This is a genomic window from Georgenia sp. AZ-5, from assembly GCF_043952095.1.
In the GTDB taxonomy this organism is placed as follows: Bacteria; Actinomycetota; Actinomycetes; order Actinomycetales; family Actinomycetaceae; genus Georgenia.
The window spans coordinates 2,959,430-2,975,096 of sequence record NZ_JBINOU010000001.1 but is presented as its reverse complement, the minus strand read 5'-3'; the positions used below and the strand labels follow the sequence as shown (position 1 = coordinate 2,975,096).

The window sequence follows — 15,667 nt, the reverse complement described above, 5'->3', positions numbered from 1 at the left end:
GATCGGCGCAACCCTCCGCCCGGGCCGCTATTCCGGGCGTAGAGTTGCGCGCCGACGGCGTTGGTCGCCGCCGCGCCGAGCGGTCCTGCCTGGGCCGCCGACCGGTCGGTTATGGTGGCCGGGATACTTGAACCAGCAATCGTGCGGGGAGTCACGTGAGCAACCGCAAGCAGCAGGCGCAGGAGCGCGCCGCGAGGGTGGCCGCCATGCGCGCCGAGCAGGAGCGCAAGGACAAGCGGCGCAAGCGGCTGATCTACGGCGGCACGGGCGTCGTCGTCCTGGGCCTCGCCGCGGCGGTCGCCGTGCCGTTAACGAACCAGGCGCAGGAACGGCGGGAGATCGAGGCCGCCGCGAACGCGCCCATCGAGGGCGTGGAGGAGTTCGCGGACCTCTCCGCCGAGCACGTCGAGGGCACCGTCGACTACGCCCAGACGCCGCCGGTCGGTGGGGACCACAACGCCGTGTGGCAGAACTGCGGCATCTACGACCAGCCGGTCGCGAACGAGAACGCCGTGCACTCGCTGGAGCACGGCGCCGTGTGGATCACCTACGACCCCGAGCTCCCCGCCGAGCAGCTCACGGTGCTGCGCGACGCCGCCGAGGGCGAGGGCTACGCCCTGCTCAGCCCGTACGAGGGGCTGCCGTCGCCCATCGTGCTCAGTGGCTGGGGCGTCCAGCTCCAGCTCGACGACCCCGAGGACGAGCGCCTGGCCGCCTTCATGGAGAAGTACATCCAGGGCGAGCAGACGCCCGAGCCGGGCGCCCCCTGCTCCGGCGGGACAGGCACCCCCGTCGCATGACCGGCCCGGCGGATCCCAGCGGCCGTCAGCCGATGGCCTCGCCGGACGCCGCCACCCGGGGCGAGGCCGGATCGGGCGGGGTCGCGCCCGGCGGGGCCCGCTCGTCCGGCGAGGTCCGCTCGTCCGGCGAGGTCGCGCCGGGCGCGACATCGCGCGGCGCCGCCGCCCGGCCGCTGCTCGTCGCGGGCGTGGTGCTGCTCCTCGCCCTGGCGGCGGTGCTCGGGCTGGTCGCCGGCTCGCGCATGGGTTCCGCGCCGGCCACGCCGTCTGAGAGCTCGGTCGACGCCGGCTTCGCCCGCGACATGGGCGCCCACCACGCCCAGGCGGTGGAGATGTCGGTGCTGGTCCGCGATCGCACGGACGACCCGGACGTGCGCCAGCTCGCCCTCGACATCGCGCTGGCCCAGCAGCACCAGCTTGGCCAGATGTTCGGCTGGCTGGAGATATGGGGACTCCCGAAGTCCTCCACCGCGCCGCGCATGGCGTGGATGAGCGACCACACCGGGCACCAGGGGTCCGGCGACGACGGCAGCATGCCCGGCATGGCGACGCAGGCCGAGCTCAACCAGCTCGCCGCGGCCTCCGGCACCGACGCGGAACGGCTCTACCTCCAGCTGATGATCCCGCACCACGTGGGCGGGATCGAGATGGCCGGGTACGCGGTCCGGGAGGCGGACACCGAGGCGGTCCGGCACCTGGCCGAGATGATCGTCCGGAGCCAGGATGCCGAGCTCGACGTGCTGAGCGACATGCTCGAGGAGCGTGGCGGCCCGATCGTCCAGGAGTAGCCGGGCGGGCCTCGTGCGCGTGGGTGGCCCTGCGTACCGTTGACCGCATGGCAGCGCCAGGGCGCGGCGGGGCGGTGGGGACGGGCGTCGCCGTCGTCGCCGGGGCCGTGGCGCTCGCCGAGCTCCTGACGCGGATCGCCCGGAGCGGCCCCGGCCCGGTCGAGGCCGTGGCCGAGGCGTTCATCGACCTGACCCCGCCCTGGCTCAAGGACCTGGCGATCGGGCTGTTCGGGACCTCGGACAAGCTCGCCCTCGGCGTCGGCATCGCGCTCGTCGTGCTGGCCCTCGCGGCCGCCGCCGGCCTGGAGGAGCGCCGCCGGGGCTGGTCCGGCGGCGTCGCCGTCGTCCTCCTCGGTGCCGTCGCGGCCCTGGCCGCCGTGTCCCGGCCCGACGGCGGACCCGCGGCCGCGTGGCCCGTGGCGGTCTCAGCGCTGGTCGGGGCGGCCGCGCTGGTCGCGCTGACGCCACGAGCCGCGGCGGATGTCCCCGCGGCCCGGCAGGAGGCGCCCGGTGGCCGCGCGGTGAGCCGGCGCGGCCTCCTCGGCGGCGCCGTCGCCCTCACGGCGGCCGCGCTGGCCGCGGCGTCGGTGTCCCGTCTCCTCGGCGGCACCGCCCCCGTCGCCCGCCTCGCGCTCCCGGCCCCGGCGACCCGCGCGCCGCCGGCCCCACCGGACCCCACCGTCGACGGCCTGACCCCGTTCCGGACGCCGAACGCGGAGTTCTACCGCATCGACACCGCCTTCGTCGTGCCCCGCGTGGACCCGGCCACGTGGCGCCTGCGCGTCGTCGGGCTGGTCGAGCGGGAGACCACCCTGACCCTCGACGAGCTCCTGGCCGCGCCCCTGACCGAGGCGTGGGTCACGCTGTGCTGCGTCTCCAACCCGGTCGGGGGCGACCTGGCCGGCAACGCCCGATGGCTGGGCCTGCCGGTCCGGGAGGTGCTCGCCCGCGCGCGGCCGCTGCCGGGCGCCGACATGGTGCTCTCCCGCAGCGTCGACGGCTTCACCGCCTCCACCCCGCTGGAGGTGCTCACCGACGACCGCAACGCGCTGCTCGCCGTCGGCATGAACGGCACCCAGCTGCCGGCCGAGCACGGCTACCCGGTGCGGCTGGTGGTGCCGGGGCTGTACGGCTACGTCTCGGCCACCAAGTGGGTCACGGAGCTGCGGGTCACCCGGTTCACCGACGAGACCGCCTACTGGACCGAGCGCGGCTGGTCCGCGCGCGGCCCGGTGAAGACGTCCTCGCGCATCGACGTGCCGCGGCGCCGGGAGGTGCGGGCGGGGGAGGTGGTCGTCGCGGGCGTCGCCTGGGCCCAGCACACCGGCATCGCCGCGGTGGAGGTGCGGGTGGACGGCGGCCGGTGGCGCCCGGCCGAGCTGGCCACGGACGTGCACGTCGACGCCTGGCGCCAGTGGTTCTACCGCTGGACCGCCACTCCGGGTGAGCACGTGCTCGAGGTCCGGGCGACCGACCGGGACGGCGGGGTGCAGACCGGGGAGCGGCGCGGCACGGCGCCCGACGGCGCGACGGGTTGGCACAGGGTGGAGGTCCGCGTCGCCTGAGGGACCCGCGCGGCACCCCGAGCACCGGGGCAGGCACGGGGCCGGCCCGGCGTCGCCGCCGGCTGCCGGGTCCGCTTCAGCCGTGCGCCGTCTCCGACTCGGGGGCGCTGCCCCCGGTGGGCGCGGCCGGCGCCATGATGGCCGTGAGCTCCGCCCGCAGCCGTTCCGAGGGCTGGCCCCAGCCCGGCGCGTAGCCCACCACCTCGCGCAGCGGGCGGCCGTACTGGTTGCCGGCCAGCAGCTCGACGTCGTCGACGTCGATGAGGCCCGGGTGGAGGACCCCGCAGGACTCGGCGACCTTGAGCAGGTCCCGGTTGAAGGTGCGGATGTAGCCCGCGAGCCGGGTGGACTTCAGCGTGGGGTCGAGGCCGTGCGCGAGCCACGGGTTCTGCGTGGCCACGCCCACAGGGCAGCGGTCCGTGTGGCACTTCTGCGCCTGGACGCACCCGATCGCCAGCATCGCCTCCCGGGCGACGTTGACGAGGTCGCACCCCATCGCGAACGCGACGATGGCGTTGTCGACCAGGCCGAGCTTGCCCGCTCCCATGAAGACGACGTCGTCGGTCAGGCCGGCCTCGGCGAAGACCGAGTACACCCGCGGGAACGCCACCCGGAAGGGCAGCGACACCGAGTCGGTGAAGGTCATGGGCGCGGCGCCGGTGCCGCCCTCCCCGCCGTCGATGGTGATGAAGTCGACGCCTCGGCCGTCGCCGGCCATGTGGGCCGCCAGCTCGTCCCAGAACGCCATGTCGCCGACCGCGGACTTGATCCCCACCGGCAGTCCGGTCTCCGCGGCGAGCAACTCCACCCAGTCGAGCATGCTGTCGACGTCGGAGAACTCGGCGTGCCGGGACGGGCTGATGCAGTCCTGGCCCTCGCTGATGCCGCGGATCTTCGCGATCTCGGGGGAGACCTTCGCCGCCGGGAGCACCCCGCCCAGGCCTGGCTTGGCGCCCTGGCTGAGCTTGACCTCGAGCGCCCGCACGGGCGCGGACTCCACCAGGTCCTTCAGTCGCACGAGGTCGAACGCGCCGTCCTCGTCGCGGCAGCCGAAGTACGCGGTGCCGATCTGGAAGATCAGCTCACCGCCGTGGCGGTGGTGCGGGGAGAGCCCGCCCTCACCGGTGTTGTGGAGCGCGCCGGTCAGCGCCGCCCCCTTGTTCAGCGCCTCGACAGCCGGCCCCGAGAGGGAGCCGTAGCTCATGGCGGAGACGTTGACGACCGAGCGGGGCCGGAACGCCTGGGCCCGGCCCCGGGCGCCGCCGAGCACCTTTGCGCAGGGCAGGCTCACGTCCTCCCCGGCCTTGGGGTGCGACGTCGGCGCGACGGCGGAGAAGGTGCGGTGCTTGATGATGGGGTAGCCGTCGGAGCGCTCGACGTCGTTGTCCGTGCCGAAGCCGAAGTAGTTGTTCTCGCCCTTGGCGGAGGCGTAGATCCACCGGCGCTGGTCCCGGCTGAAGGGACGTTCCTCGTCGTTGCCGGCGACGACGTACTGCCGCAGCTCCGGGCCGACGGCCTCGATGGCGTACCGGACGTGCCCGATGACAGGGAAGTTGCGCAGGAGGGTCCGGCGCTTCTGCAGCAGGTCGTGTGCCGCCACGCCTGCGACGCCGGCCAGTGGGATGAGCGCCGTCGACCATCTCATGCGCACAGTGTGCTCCTGGGCGGTGGCGGCGGCGAGGCGGGCGGCGCCACCTCACCGGCCGCGGGGACGGAAGGGCGCGGCCGCGTCGTCAGCGGCTGGTCGAGCGCTGGTACTGCCAGGTCGCCAGGGGCACGAACACCGCCAGGATCACCCCGGCCCACAGCACCGTGTACAGCTCGGGGTTCTGCAGCGCCCACGACGTGGGCGCCGGCGCCAGCGGGTTGGGGTCCGGGTTGCCGAACAGGTCGCGGGCCGCCTGGGTCACCGCCGAGACGGGGTTCCACTCCGCGAACGTCTGCAGCGGCCCGGGCAGGGTGTCCAGCGGCACGAACGTGTTCGCGATGAACGTCAGCGGGAAGATGACGATGAACGCCGCGTTGTTCACGACCTCCGGCGTGGGCACCAGCATGCCGATCCACGCCATGATCCAGGAGATGGCGTAGGCGAAGACGAGCAGGAGCACGACGGCGAGCAGCGCCTCCGGCACCGAGGTGCGGATGCGCCAGCCCACGACCAGCCCGGTCAGGCCCATGACCACCAGCACCAGGACGTTGTTGACGACGTCGGAGAGGGTCCGCCCCACCAGCACCGCGGAGCCGGACATCGGCAGCGACCGGAACCGGTCGATGATGCCCTTCTTGATGTCGTCGGCCAGCCCCGCGCCGGTGATGGTGGCGCCGAAGACGACCGTCTGGGCGAAGATGCCGGCGATGAGGAACTCCCGGTAGGCCGCCCCGCCGTCCTCCTGCCCGATGGCCCCGCCGAAGACGTACGCGAAGAGCAGCACGAACATGATCGGCTGGATGGTGGTGAAGACGAGCAGGTCCGGCACCCGCTTGATCTTGATGAGGTTCCGCCGGGCGACCACCTGGCCGTCGTGGACGGCGTTGCGCAGGCTCATGCCGTCTCCCTCCGGGAGCGTCGGCTCATGCCGTCACCGGCCGCCGCGCCGGCTCCCTGCTCGGCGGGCTGCTCCTCGGCTGCGTGGCCGGTGAGGGTGAGGAAGACGTCGTCCAGCGTGGGCCGGCGGATGCCGATGTCGTCCACCGGGATGCGGGCGGCGTCGAGGCGGTGCAGGGCCTCGACCAGGGGGGCGGTGCCGCCGGAGACGGGCACCGCCAGCAGCCGCACGCGCTCGTCGGTGCTCGGGGCGCCGACGGCCAGCGGCGCCAGCAGCTCGCGCGCCGCGCCCAGCTGACCGGCGTCGGAGACGGTGACCTCCAGTCGCTCGCCGCCGACCTCGGCCTTGAGGTGGTCGGCGGTGCCGCGGGCGATCGCGCGCCCGCGGTCGACGACGACGATCTCGTCGGCCAGCTGGTCGGCCTCGTCGAGGTACTGGGTGGTCAGCAGCACCGTGCTGCCGCCGGTGACAAGCGTCTGGATGATCTCCCACATCTCCAGCCGGGAGCGCGGGTCCAGGCCGGTGGTGGGCTCGTCCAGGAACAGCACGGGCGGGTCGGCGACCAGCGCGCCGGCGAGGTCGAGCCGGCGGCGCATGCCGCCGGAGTAGGTCCTGGCGGGCCGGTCGGCGGCGTCCTCGAGCCGGAACTGGCCGAGCAGCTCCCGGGCCCGCTCCCGGCTGCGGTGGCGCGGCAGGTGGTACAGCTGCCCGATCATGTCGAGGTTCTCGAAGCCCGTGAGGTACTCGTCGACGGCGGCGTACTGCCCGGAGACGCCGATGCGCTCGCGGACGGTGCCCGGCTGGGTGAGCACGTCCGCCCCGGCGACTGTGGCGCGGCCGGCGTCGGCGCGCAGGAGCGTGGTGAAGATCCGGATGCACGTCGTCTTGCCCGCGCCGTTGGGTCCGAGGAGCCCGAGGACGGTGCCGGCGGGCACCTGCAGGCCGAAGTCGTCCAGGGCGACGACGGTGCCGTACCGCTTGGCGAGACCTACGGCCTCGATGGCGTATGTCACGGGAGGAGACGCTACGCGTGCCCCTTCCCGGCGGACAGGACTTTTCGCGTGTGCCGGGCGGGCGTACCCTGCGCCGCAGCCACGCATGGGAGGGCCGGCCATGAAGGGCTTCGTCTCCACCGCCACGGTCGAGATCGCGGCGCCGCCGTCGGCGGTGTGGCGGGCGCTGGTCACCTCCGAGCTGGCCGGCCGGTACATGCTGGGCGCCACCGTCAGCAGCGACTTCCCCCGGCAGCCCATCACCTTCGCGGGGACGTGGGAGGGCCGGGCGTTCGTGGACCTCGGCGAGATCCTTCAGGTGGAGGAGCCGCGGCCGCTGCGCTACAGCCACTTCAGCCCGCTGTCCGGTCAGGCCGACGTGCCGGAGAACTACCACGAGCTCACCTTCGCCCTCCAGGAGACCGACGGCGGCACGCGGGTGACCTGACGCAGGACAACAACCCCACCCCGGCGGCGGCCGAGCACTCCCGGGCCAACTGGCGCACCGCGCTCGACGGGCTGCGCGCCGCGGCCGAGCAGGAGGCCGGGCGGTGACGGCCCGGCGGCACGGGCACGCACACCGGTGCGCGCCCAGCACGACGGGCGGCAAGGTGCCCGGTGAGGCGGCGGAGACCGGCGATAGGCTCCCAGGGCGGGCGCCGAGATCCCGCGCGCCGACGGAGGGACCGCCCGCATGACCGACCTGGAACCGGACGACTTCGCACCGTCGCTCGCCGCTACCGGCACGGCCGCCCGGGAGGAGGTCGTCCTCCTCGACGACGCCGGCCGACCGGTGGGGACGGCGGACAAGGCCTTGGTGCACGGCGCCGACACGCCGCTGCACCAGGCGTTCTCGTGCCACGTGTTCGACCGGGCCGGGCGTGTCCTCGTCACCCGGCGCGCCCTGACCAAGCTCACCTGGCCCGGGGTGTGGACGAACAGCTTCTGCGGGCACCCGGCCCCCGGGGAGCGGGTCGAGGACGCGCTCGCGCGCCGGGGCCGGTTCGAGCTGGGCATCGACGTCACCCACCCCGCCGTCGTCCTGCCCGAGTTCCGGTATCGGGCGGTCGACGCCTCCGGCGTCGTGGAGAACGAGATCTGCCCCGTCTACGCCGCCCGCTTCGACGGCGAGCTCGCGGCCGAGCCCGACGAGGTGGCCGAGTACCGGTGGGTGTCGCCGCAGGACCTGCTCACCGCCGTGCGGGCCGCGCCGTTCACGTTCTCGCCGTGGCTCGTGCTGCAGCTCGCCGACCAGCGCCTCGCCAGGCTCTTCGGGCGCCACGGCTGACGATGCGACGCCGCCGCGGCCCGTCGTGGGCGGTCCGCGGCCGCCGACGAAGGCGAGGTGCGGCCGCCGACGAAGGGGAGGGGTGGCCGCGGAGGGCTCTTCCCTGTGCCGGAAATTTGTTACAACATATTTCCGAGCGAGCCGCGGAGGCGACGGTGCCTGCGGCGGGCCGCTGGAAGGAGAGATCGATGAAGCTCAATGTTCACCCGCGCCGGCGCCGAGCCCTCGCGGCTGCCGCGGGCGTCGCTGTGCTGCTCGCGGCGTGCGGGGCGGGCGGTGACGAGGGCGCGGAGACCTCCCCCGACGCCGCCGAGGGCGGCGCGGGGCAGGAGATCCGCTTCCTCACCCACTGGGGCCCGGACCAGGTCCGCGAGCTCGAGGCGGCCGCCGAGGCCTTCAACGAGGAGGAGCCGGACATCACCGTGACCGTCCAGGCGGTGCCGTTCGCCAACCTGCTCAGCACGCTGCGCACGCAGGCCGGCTCGCCGGGAGGTCCCACGGTCGCGAGCATCTACGACGCCTGGCTGCCCGAGCTGGTCCGCGACGGCGTCGCCGCGCCGGCCCCCGACGACGTGGCGCAGGACGTCACCGCGAACTGGCCGGAAAACGTCGTCAGCGCCTCCAGCAGTGACGGCCAGGTGTACGGGTTCCCCAACGAGATCGACCTGTACGCGCTGAACTACAACACCCGCCTCTTCGAGGAGGCGGGCCTGGACGGCCCTCCGACGACCTTCGACGAGCTCGCCTCGCACGCCATGGCGCTGACGGACGAGGCGGCCGGGCAGCAGGGCTTCGGTGTCATCACCAACTGGGCGTCGGGCGCGGTGCACCCGTTCCTCTCCCTGGCAGCCTCCAACGGTGGGTACCTCCTGGACGACCAGGGCAGGGCCGCCCTGACCGACGCCAAGGTGGTCGCGGTCGCGCAGCTCTACGAGCGCATGCTCGCGGACGGGTCGATCAACCCCGACATGTCCGCGGCCAACGCCAACACCACGGGCCCGTACCTGGACAACTTCGCGAACGGCAAGACGGGCATGATCATCATGGCGAACTGGTGGCAGGCCTCCCTGAAGGAGGCGATGGGCGACGCCTACGCCGACGTGGCGACCGCGCCGGTCCCCGTCGGGCCCGACGGCACGCAGTCCTCGTCGATCTCCTACTCGTGGCTCACCATGGTCAACGGCAACGCCGACGACGCCGCCCAGGAGGCGGCGTGGAAGTTTCTCACCTACCTCAACGGTCCCGACTCCGGGGAGGAGGGGTCCTCGGCCATGGGCGACATCCTGATCGGCATGGGCATCCTGCCCAGCCGCCAGTCGGACCTGGACGCTCACGAGGACACGCTGTCCGACCCGTTCCTGCAGACGTACGTCGACCAGCTGCCGAACGCGACGCCGTTCCCCACCGTCATCGGCGGCGACGCGGCGAGCCAGGCGGTGCAGAGGCACGTCGAGGCGCTGGTTTTCGGCCGGGAGTCCGCCCAGCAGGCGATGGACGCGGCCACCGCGGAGGTGGATGCCGCGCTCGGCGGCTGACGCCATGGCGACGACGCTCGACGCGCCCGGGCGCGGCACGCGCCGTGCCCGGGCGCCGCACCCGGCCCCGGCGGTGCAGGCACCGACGAAGAAGTACCGGCTCGCCGCGGCCGGCTTCCTCAGCCCCGCGCTCGTGCTGATCGCGGCGTTCGTCGTCCTGCCCATGGTGCTGACCCTCTGGATCAGCCTGCACCGGTGGTCGATGTTCACACCCATCACCGACATGGAGTTCGTCGGGCTCGACAACTACCGTGCCGTCGTCGCGAGCTCCACGCACATGGCCGCGGTGCGCAACACCGTGGTCTACGTCGGCCTCAGCGCCGCCGTCACCATCCCCCTGGCGCTCCTGCTGGCGCTGCTGCTGTACTTCCCGCAGCTGCGCGGCCGGGGAGTGGTCCGGGTCCTGCTCTTCGCCACCTACGTCGTACCCACCGTCGCGATCGTCATCATCTGGTCGAACGTCTACGCCCCCGGCTACGGCCCTCTCGACAACCTCCTCGCGCTGGTGGGCGTCGACTCTCCCGGGTGGCTGTCCAACCCCGACGCGGCGCTGTACTCGCTGGTCATCTTCAACGTCTGGCAGATGCTCGGGTACTACGTCGTGCTCCTCGTGGCGGGGCTGACCCAGATCCCGGAGGAGGTCTACGAGGCCGCGCGGATCGACGGCGCCGGGCCGGTCCGGCAGACGGTGAGCATCACCGTCCCGCTGCTGCGCGGGGCGCTCGTCTTCGTGCTGCTCATGGCGGTCATCAACTCCATCCAGGTCTTCGACCCGGTGTACCTGCTCACCCAGGGCGGCCCGGTGGACGCCACGAACGTCCTGTCCTTCGACATCCAGCGCACCGCCTTCCAGAACGGCCTGGCGGGCGAGGCCAGCGCCATGGCGTTCAGCCTGCTGGTCCTGCTCGCCGCGGTGGCCGGGATCCTCGGTGCGGTCCGGAGGCGGGCATGACCGCCTTGCCCCCGCCGGTGGGTGTCGCGGTCCCGCCGCCGCAGCCCGCCCGGCCGCGCGCGGACCGCCGGGCGCACCGGCTGACCCCCGGGCGCGTGGGGCTGTACGCCGTGCTCGTCCTGGCCGCGGCCGTGCAGTTCGCACCGCTGTACTGGCTGGTGATCTCCACGCTGAAGACGCCCCAGGAGTTCGGCAGCATCCCTCCCACGTGGTTCCCCCAGCAGGCGACCCTCGACGCCTACGCCACCGTGTTCACGGACGTGCCCTTCGGCCGGTCCATCCTCAACAGCGTGCTGATCACCGGGGTGTGCAGCCTGTCCGTGCTCGTGACGTCCACCATGGCCGGGTACGTCTTCGCCAAGTACCGCTTCGCCGGGCGTGACGCGATCTTCTGGGCAGTGATCGCGACGATGTTCCTGCCGCCCATCATCACCCTGGTGCCGCTGTACCACCTGGTCTCGAGCATGGGCCTGTCCGACTCCTACGCCGGCGTGATGCTGCCATGGCTCGTCAACGCCTTCGGGATCTTCCTCATGCGGCAATTCATCGCGGACGTCCCCGACGAGCTCATCGACGCGGCCCGCATCGACGGCGCCAGCGAGCCGCGCATCCTCGTGCGCGTCGTCGCCCCGCTGCTGCGGCCCGCCGTCGTCACCCTGCTCGTCTTCACGGTCGTGTACTACTGGAACAACTTCCTGTGGCCGTTGTCGATCCTGCAGTCCGAGGCCAAGTACCCGGTGGTGCTCACGCTGTCCCGCCTGCTCTCCTACACGATGAGCGTGGGCTACCAGAACGTCGTGATGGCCGGCGCGCTGGTGGCGAGCCTGCCCACGCTGGTGGTTTTCCTGCTCGCCCAGCGGGTGTTCGTCCAGGGCATCGCTCGGACAGGGGTGAAGTGATGCCGCTGGCAGTCGGGGTGGACGTGGGCGGCACCCGCCTGCGCGTGGTCGGCCAGGACGACGGCGGGCGGCGCACGGCGGTGCGCGAGGTGCCCGTGCCCCGCACCGCGGAGGCCCTCGTGGACGCGGTCGCCGCCCTGGTGCGCGAGGTCGGCGACGGCCGGCCGTCCGCCGCGACCGCGGTAGGGCTGCCGGGATGGACGGGCGCGGAGGTGCCGGGATGGGTGCCCCAGCTGCCCTTTCTCGACGGCTTCCCGCTGGCCGGCGCCGTCGCCGACCGGCTGGGCGGGTCGTGCGTCCTCCTCAACGACGCCCAGGCCACGCTGGTCGCGGAGGTGCGGGAGGGCGTCGTCGCCGGACGCTCCTCCGCGGTCCTCGTCGCGGTCGGCACGGGCATCGGCGGGGCCGTGCTCATCAACCGGCGGTTGGTCCGCGGCGTCCGCGGCTGCGCGGGCTCGTTCGGCTGGCTGCCCATGAACGGGGCCCTGCCGGACCGGGACCACGGCGGCTGGGAGCAGGTGGCCTCCGGGCTCGCGCTCGAGCAGATGGGGCAGCCGTGGGGGGGTGCCGCGGGCCTGCTCGAGGCCGTCCGCGGCGGTGACGGCGCCGCGCGAACGATCACCGACCGGTACGCCACGCTGCTCGGGCGCGGAACTGCCGCGCTGGCCAGCGTGCTCGACCCCGAGGTGGTCGTCGTCGCGGGTGGGATCAGTGCAGCCATGGACGTCCTGGCCGCCCCGCTCGCCCGGGCGCACCGCGCCGCCGCATCCCCGGCGGGCCGTGAGGTGCCCGTGCTGGCGGCGGCGTGCGGGCCGCACGCCGGGGTGGTCGGCGCCCTCCACGTGGCGCTCGCGCCGGAGGTGCTGCTGTGAGGGCGCCGGGGGTCCTGCTGTGAGCACGTCGGCGGGTGTGACCCAGGGCGTCGACACCGCATCCATGGTCCCCCTGTACGTGCAGGTGGAGGAGCTGCTGCTGCGGCGCATCACCTCCGGCGAGTGGGAGCCGGGCCGGCGCATCCCCACCGAGCAGGAGCTGTGCGTCGCCTACGGCGTCAGCCGGGTCACGGTGCGGCAGGCCCTCGCCCGGCTCGTCCGGCGTGGTCTGCTCAGCCGGGCGCGCGGCCGGGGCACGTTCGTCCGGGACCACCGGCTGACGGCCACGGCCAGGTCCGTCTCCTCCTTCTCCCAGGAGCTCGGCGCCCTCGGCAAGCGGCCGGGGGCCCACGTCCTCGGCGTCGACACGGTGGCCGCCTCCGCCGACGTCGCCGCGGCGATGGAGCGTGAGCCGGGCACGGAGCTGTTCCGGTTGCGGCGTGTCCGGACGGCGGACGGCCGGCCAATCGCCGTGCAGACCAGCCTGCTGGTCGCCGAGCTGTTCCCCGGTCTGCCCGGACGGGTGCGGGAGGACGGCTCGCTGTACGAGGTGCTGGCCACCCATTACGCAGTCGTGCCGGTCGAGGCGGTCGAGGTCTTCCGCGTGCTCGGCGTGCCGTCCTCCCTCGCCCCGCTGCTCGAGGTCCCGCGCGGAAGCCACGCCTTCAGCGTCACGCGCGTGACGTACGACGGTCGTGGCGCCTTCGAGCACACGTCGAGCGTCATCCGTGGTGACAGCTACGAGATCCGGCTCGCCCTGCGCAATCCCTGAGAGAGGTCGCTCATGCCCACGCGCTCGTACACCACCCGTCTGGTCCACCTGCTCGAGGAGCTCGCGAGCTCGCAGGACGAGGCGCTGGAGCGGGTGGCCCGCCAGTGCGCGGACACCCTCCAGGCCAAGGGGCTGATCCACTTGTTCGGCAGCGGCCACTCGGTGATCCCGACGCTGGAGGCCTTCCCCCGCTACGGCAGCTTCGTGGGCCTGTACCCGCTGAACGACCCCAGGCTGATGTGGCACAACGTGCTCGGCCCCGGCGGGGTGCGGGAGCTGCTCTGGCTGGAGCGCACGGAGAAGTACATCGACAAGTTCCTCGACCACGAGCCGCTGGCAGCCGGGGACGTGCTGGTGGTCTACTCGCACAGCGGGCTCAACGCCGCGGGGATCGACGCCGCCCTGTACGCCAAGGAGCGGGGGCTGTTCGTCGTCGCCGTGACGTCGGCCGCGAGCCTGGCACGGCCTACGTCGCACTCGACGGGCAAGCGCCTCGCGGACGTCGCCGACGTCATGGTCGACACCGGGGTGCCCGTGGAGGACGCCATCGTCCGGGTGGACGGCTGGGACCGCCCGGTCGGCGGGTCCTCCACCGTCGTCGCGGCCGTCGTGAGCCACGAGATCATCTGCCGCACCGCGGCGGTCCTCGCCGGACGCGGCGTGACCGTCCCGACCTTCGTGTCCCCGACCGTGCCGGGGGCCACGCTGTCGTCCAACGACGAGGTCTTCGACGAGCACGCGCGGTACGTGCACGCCGCCCGGGGCCGGACCCTCGCGCAGGACCCCGCAGGGCGCTGAGCCTGCGGGTTCGTCGAGTCCGGCGGGCAGCCCCGGGTGGGGCCCGGCGCCGCCCGCGGTGCGACCCGGGCGTGCTGCCGGGCGTGGTCACGGCGACGCGCCTGGCGGGGCACCCGCGCGGGCTGGGGCCGGTCTGCCTACTGTCGGGGCATGAAGCACAACCGCCTCGGCCGCTCGGGCCTGACCGTCTCCGTCGTCGGCCTGGGGTGCAACAACCTCGGGCGCGCCGGTACCGCCAGCGAGTCGGCCGAGGGTGCCGCCGCCGTGGTGCACGCGGCCCTGGACGCCGGGATCACCCTGTTCGACACCGCCGACAGCTACGGCCGCACGCCGGGCCTGAGCGAGGAGCTCCTGGGCCGGGCGCTCGGCAGCCGGCGCGAGGACGTCGTCGTCGCCACGAAGTTCGGCATGGACATGAAGGGCGCCAACGGGCCCGACCACGGCGCCCGCGGGTCCCGGCGGTACATCGTCACCGCCGTCGAGTCGTCGCTCCGCCGGCTGGGCACGGACTGGATCGACCTGTACCAGTACCACACGCCGGACCCGCTCACCCCGGTCGAGGAGACGCTCGACGCGCTCGACGACCTGGTCACGGCGGGCAAGGTGCGCTACATCGGCCACTCCAACCTCACCGGCTGGCAGATCGCCGACGCCCACCACGTGGCCAGGGCCGGCGGGTACGCACCGTTCGTCTCCGCGCAGAACCACTACAACCTCCTCGACCGGCGCGCGGAGCTGGAGGTCGTCCCGGCGGTGGAGCACTTCGGCCTGGGGCTGGTGCCGTACTTCCCGCTCGCGAACGGCCTGCTCACGGGGAAGTACGCGCGAGGTGCTGCGCCGGAGGGCAGCCGCCTCACGCACTCGCGCCAGTACCTGCTGGAGGAGGCCGACTTCGAGCAGCTGCGCCGCTTCAGCGCCTTCGCGCACGAGCGGGCCCTGAGCGAGGTCGAGGTGGCGCTCTCGTGGCTGGCCGCGCAGCCCGCCGTCGCGTCCGTCATCGCCGGAGCCACCCGGCCCGAGCAGGTCCGGGAGAACGCCGCGGCGGTGAGCTGGACGCCCACGGCGCAGGACCTCGCCGACCTGGACGACATCTTCCCGCGCGTGCCGCGGGTCGCGCTCTTCTGAGCCGGGGCGGAGCGGCGCGGGACGAGCGGTTCGGTCCTCAGCCCGCGACGGCGGGACGGTCCTTGCGCGGTAGCCTGCGCACCACCGCGTCGTAGGAGTCGTCGACGGCCTCGAGCAGCTCCTCGTCGGGGATGGCGCCGTCGATGCGCAGGCTGTTCCACCCGGAGCGGCCGATGTAGGCCATGACCTCGGCGTCGTCCGGGTAGCGCAGCAGCCACTCGTCCGCCTCCTCGCGGCTGGCGCCGGCCTTCACCCCGAGCGCGCGGGAGCCCTCCGTGCCCAGGAACGCGAAGATCTTCGGCCCGACCTTGGCGACGACGCCGTCGTCCCACGGCTCGTCGGGCCAGGCGCCCGGCTTGGCCAGGCAGTACTCGACCAGCTCGGACCACCGCATGGAAGGCTCCTTCCCACCCTCAGTATCGCCGCGCGGACGCCGGGTGGGAGGTCTCCGCGCCAGGGCGGCGTGACCGCGCCGGCGTCCGTGGTGCGTGACGCCCGCTCCCCGCGCGCCGTCCGGGCCGCTCTGGTAGGCAGGTGACATGTCGATGGCGCAGCCGTTCCAGCCCAACCTCCACCCCGACCGCGACTCCGTGCCCGCCGCCGACCTCGGTCAGGGCGCGCCGGACGCGGCGCCCGGTTTCGGCATCGGGGGCGAGGAGCCCGACGTCGTCGCCGAGCAGCTCGGCGACGACGACGAGGCCGGCGAGGAGGACGCCGCGCCCGGGCGCGGCTGAG

The 15,667-nt window shown here is 73.7% G+C and carries 17 protein-coding genes; 13 read left to right on the top strand and 4 right to left on the bottom strand.

The annotated features are described in order from the left end of the window. The first annotated feature begins 155 nt into the window (after positions 1 to 155). Genes ACF0H8_RS13920 through ACF0H8_RS13910 form a run of 3 tightly spaced genes read left to right on the top strand, consistent with a single transcriptional unit; the run spans position 156 to position 3,153 of the window. Positions 156 to 800, top strand: coding sequence for a DUF3105 domain-containing protein (locus tag ACF0H8_RS13920; RefSeq protein WP_395289495.1), 645 nt, complete (start codon positions 156 to 158; stop codon positions 798 to 800). After that, complete coding sequence (locus ACF0H8_RS13915) at positions 797 to 1,588, top strand: DUF305 domain-containing protein (protein ID WP_395289494.1); 792 nt, start codon at positions 797 to 799, stop codon at positions 1,586 to 1,588. The genes ACF0H8_RS13920 and ACF0H8_RS13915 overlap by 4 nt, the downstream gene beginning before the upstream one ends. 47 nt (positions 1,589 to 1,635) lie before the next feature. After that, positions 1,636 to 3,153, top strand: a complete 1,518-nt coding sequence (locus ACF0H8_RS13910) for a molybdopterin-dependent oxidoreductase (protein ID WP_395289493.1) — start codon at positions 1,636 to 1,638, stop codon at positions 3,151 to 3,153. A 76-nt stretch (positions 3,154 to 3,229) separates the two neighbouring features. Here the strand turns inward: ACF0H8_RS13910 and ACF0H8_RS13905 are convergent, their stop codons facing one another. The 3 genes from ACF0H8_RS13905 to ACF0H8_RS13895 form a co-directional block, all read right to left on the bottom strand. Continuing rightward, positions 3,230 to 4,798: a glutamate synthase-related protein gene (locus ACF0H8_RS13905; protein ID WP_395289492.1), complete on the bottom strand. Its 1,569-nt coding sequence runs from the start codon at positions 4,796 to 4,798 to the stop codon at positions 3,230 to 3,232. 88 nt (positions 4,799 to 4,886) lie between these two features. Continuing rightward, entirely contained in the window at positions 4,887 to 5,699 is an 813-nt protein-coding gene (locus ACF0H8_RS13900) for an ABC transporter permease (RefSeq protein WP_395289491.1), read from the bottom strand. Then, positions 5,696 to 6,712 (bottom strand): ATP-binding cassette domain-containing protein, encoded by a 1,017-nt coding sequence (locus ACF0H8_RS13895; RefSeq protein WP_395289490.1) that lies wholly within the window; start codon positions 6,710 to 6,712, stop codon positions 5,696 to 5,698. Before ACF0H8_RS13895 ends, ACF0H8_RS13900 begins: the two co-directional genes overlap by 4 nt. Before the next feature lie 100 nt (positions 6,713 to 6,812). On the opposite strand from ACF0H8_RS13895, the gene ACF0H8_RS13890 reads away from it, so the two are divergent. The 9 genes from ACF0H8_RS13890 (at position 6,813) to ACF0H8_RS13850 (ending at position 14,932) form a co-directional block, all read left to right on the top strand. Beyond that, complete coding sequence (locus ACF0H8_RS13890; RefSeq protein WP_395289489.1) at positions 6,813 to 7,139, top strand: SRPBCC domain-containing protein; 327 nt, start codon at positions 6,813 to 6,815, stop codon at positions 7,137 to 7,139. Positions 7,140 to 7,385: 246 nt separating this feature from the next. Continuing rightward, positions 7,386 to 7,979: an isopentenyl-diphosphate Delta-isomerase gene (idi, locus tag ACF0H8_RS13885; protein ID WP_395289488.1), complete on the top strand. Its 594-nt coding sequence runs from the start codon at positions 7,386 to 7,388 to the stop codon at positions 7,977 to 7,979. Between the two features lie 188 nt (positions 7,980 to 8,167). Then, complete coding sequence (locus ACF0H8_RS13880; RefSeq protein WP_395289487.1) at positions 8,168 to 9,514, top strand: extracellular solute-binding protein; 1,347 nt, start codon at positions 8,168 to 8,170, stop codon at positions 9,512 to 9,514. A 4-nt stretch (positions 9,515 to 9,518) separates the two neighbouring features. Then, positions 9,519 to 10,466 carry a carbohydrate ABC transporter permease gene (locus ACF0H8_RS13875; RefSeq protein WP_395289486.1) on the top strand — a complete coding sequence of 316 codons (948 nt, stop codon included), beginning with the start codon at positions 9,519 to 9,521 and terminating at the stop codon, positions 10,464 to 10,466. Continuing rightward, positions 10,463 to 11,365, top strand: a complete 903-nt coding sequence (locus ACF0H8_RS13870) for a carbohydrate ABC transporter permease (RefSeq protein ID WP_395289485.1) — start codon at positions 10,463 to 10,465, stop codon at positions 11,363 to 11,365. Before ACF0H8_RS13875 ends, ACF0H8_RS13870 begins: the two co-directional genes overlap by 4 nt. After that, the gene (locus ACF0H8_RS13865; protein ID WP_395289484.1) at positions 11,365 to 12,237 is read left to right on the top strand and encodes an ROK family protein; all 873 of its coding nucleotides are present in this window, start codon (positions 11,365 to 11,367) and stop codon (positions 12,235 to 12,237) included. The genes ACF0H8_RS13870 and ACF0H8_RS13865 overlap by 1 nt, the downstream gene beginning before the upstream one ends. Before the next feature lie 19 nt (positions 12,238 to 12,256). Then, complete coding sequence (locus ACF0H8_RS13860) at positions 12,257 to 13,009, top strand: GntR family transcriptional regulator (RefSeq protein WP_395289483.1); 753 nt, start codon at positions 12,257 to 12,259, stop codon at positions 13,007 to 13,009. Positions 13,010 to 13,021: 12 nt separating this feature from the next. Further along, complete coding sequence (locus ACF0H8_RS13855) at positions 13,022 to 13,807, top strand: sugar isomerase domain-containing protein (RefSeq protein WP_395289482.1); 786 nt, start codon at positions 13,022 to 13,024, stop codon at positions 13,805 to 13,807. A gap of 150 nt (positions 13,808 to 13,957) precedes the next feature. Beyond that, a complete protein-coding gene (locus ACF0H8_RS13850) occupies positions 13,958 to 14,932 on the top strand; it encodes an aldo/keto reductase (RefSeq protein WP_395289481.1) in 975 nt (324 codons plus the stop codon). 37 nt (positions 14,933 to 14,969) lie between these two features. Here the strand turns inward: ACF0H8_RS13850 and ACF0H8_RS13845 are convergent, their stop codons facing one another. After that, entirely contained in the window at positions 14,970 to 15,326 is a 357-nt protein-coding gene (locus ACF0H8_RS13845; RefSeq protein ID WP_395289480.1) for an MmcQ/YjbR family DNA-binding protein, read from the bottom strand. 145 nt (positions 15,327 to 15,471) lie between these two features. On the opposite strand from ACF0H8_RS13845, the gene ACF0H8_RS13840 reads away from it, so the two are divergent. Next, positions 15,472 to 15,666 carry a hypothetical protein gene (locus ACF0H8_RS13840; RefSeq protein WP_395289479.1) on the top strand — a complete coding sequence of 65 codons (195 nt, stop codon included), beginning with the start codon at positions 15,472 to 15,474 and terminating at the stop codon, positions 15,664 to 15,666. The last annotated feature ends 1 nt before the right edge of the window (position 15,667 follow it).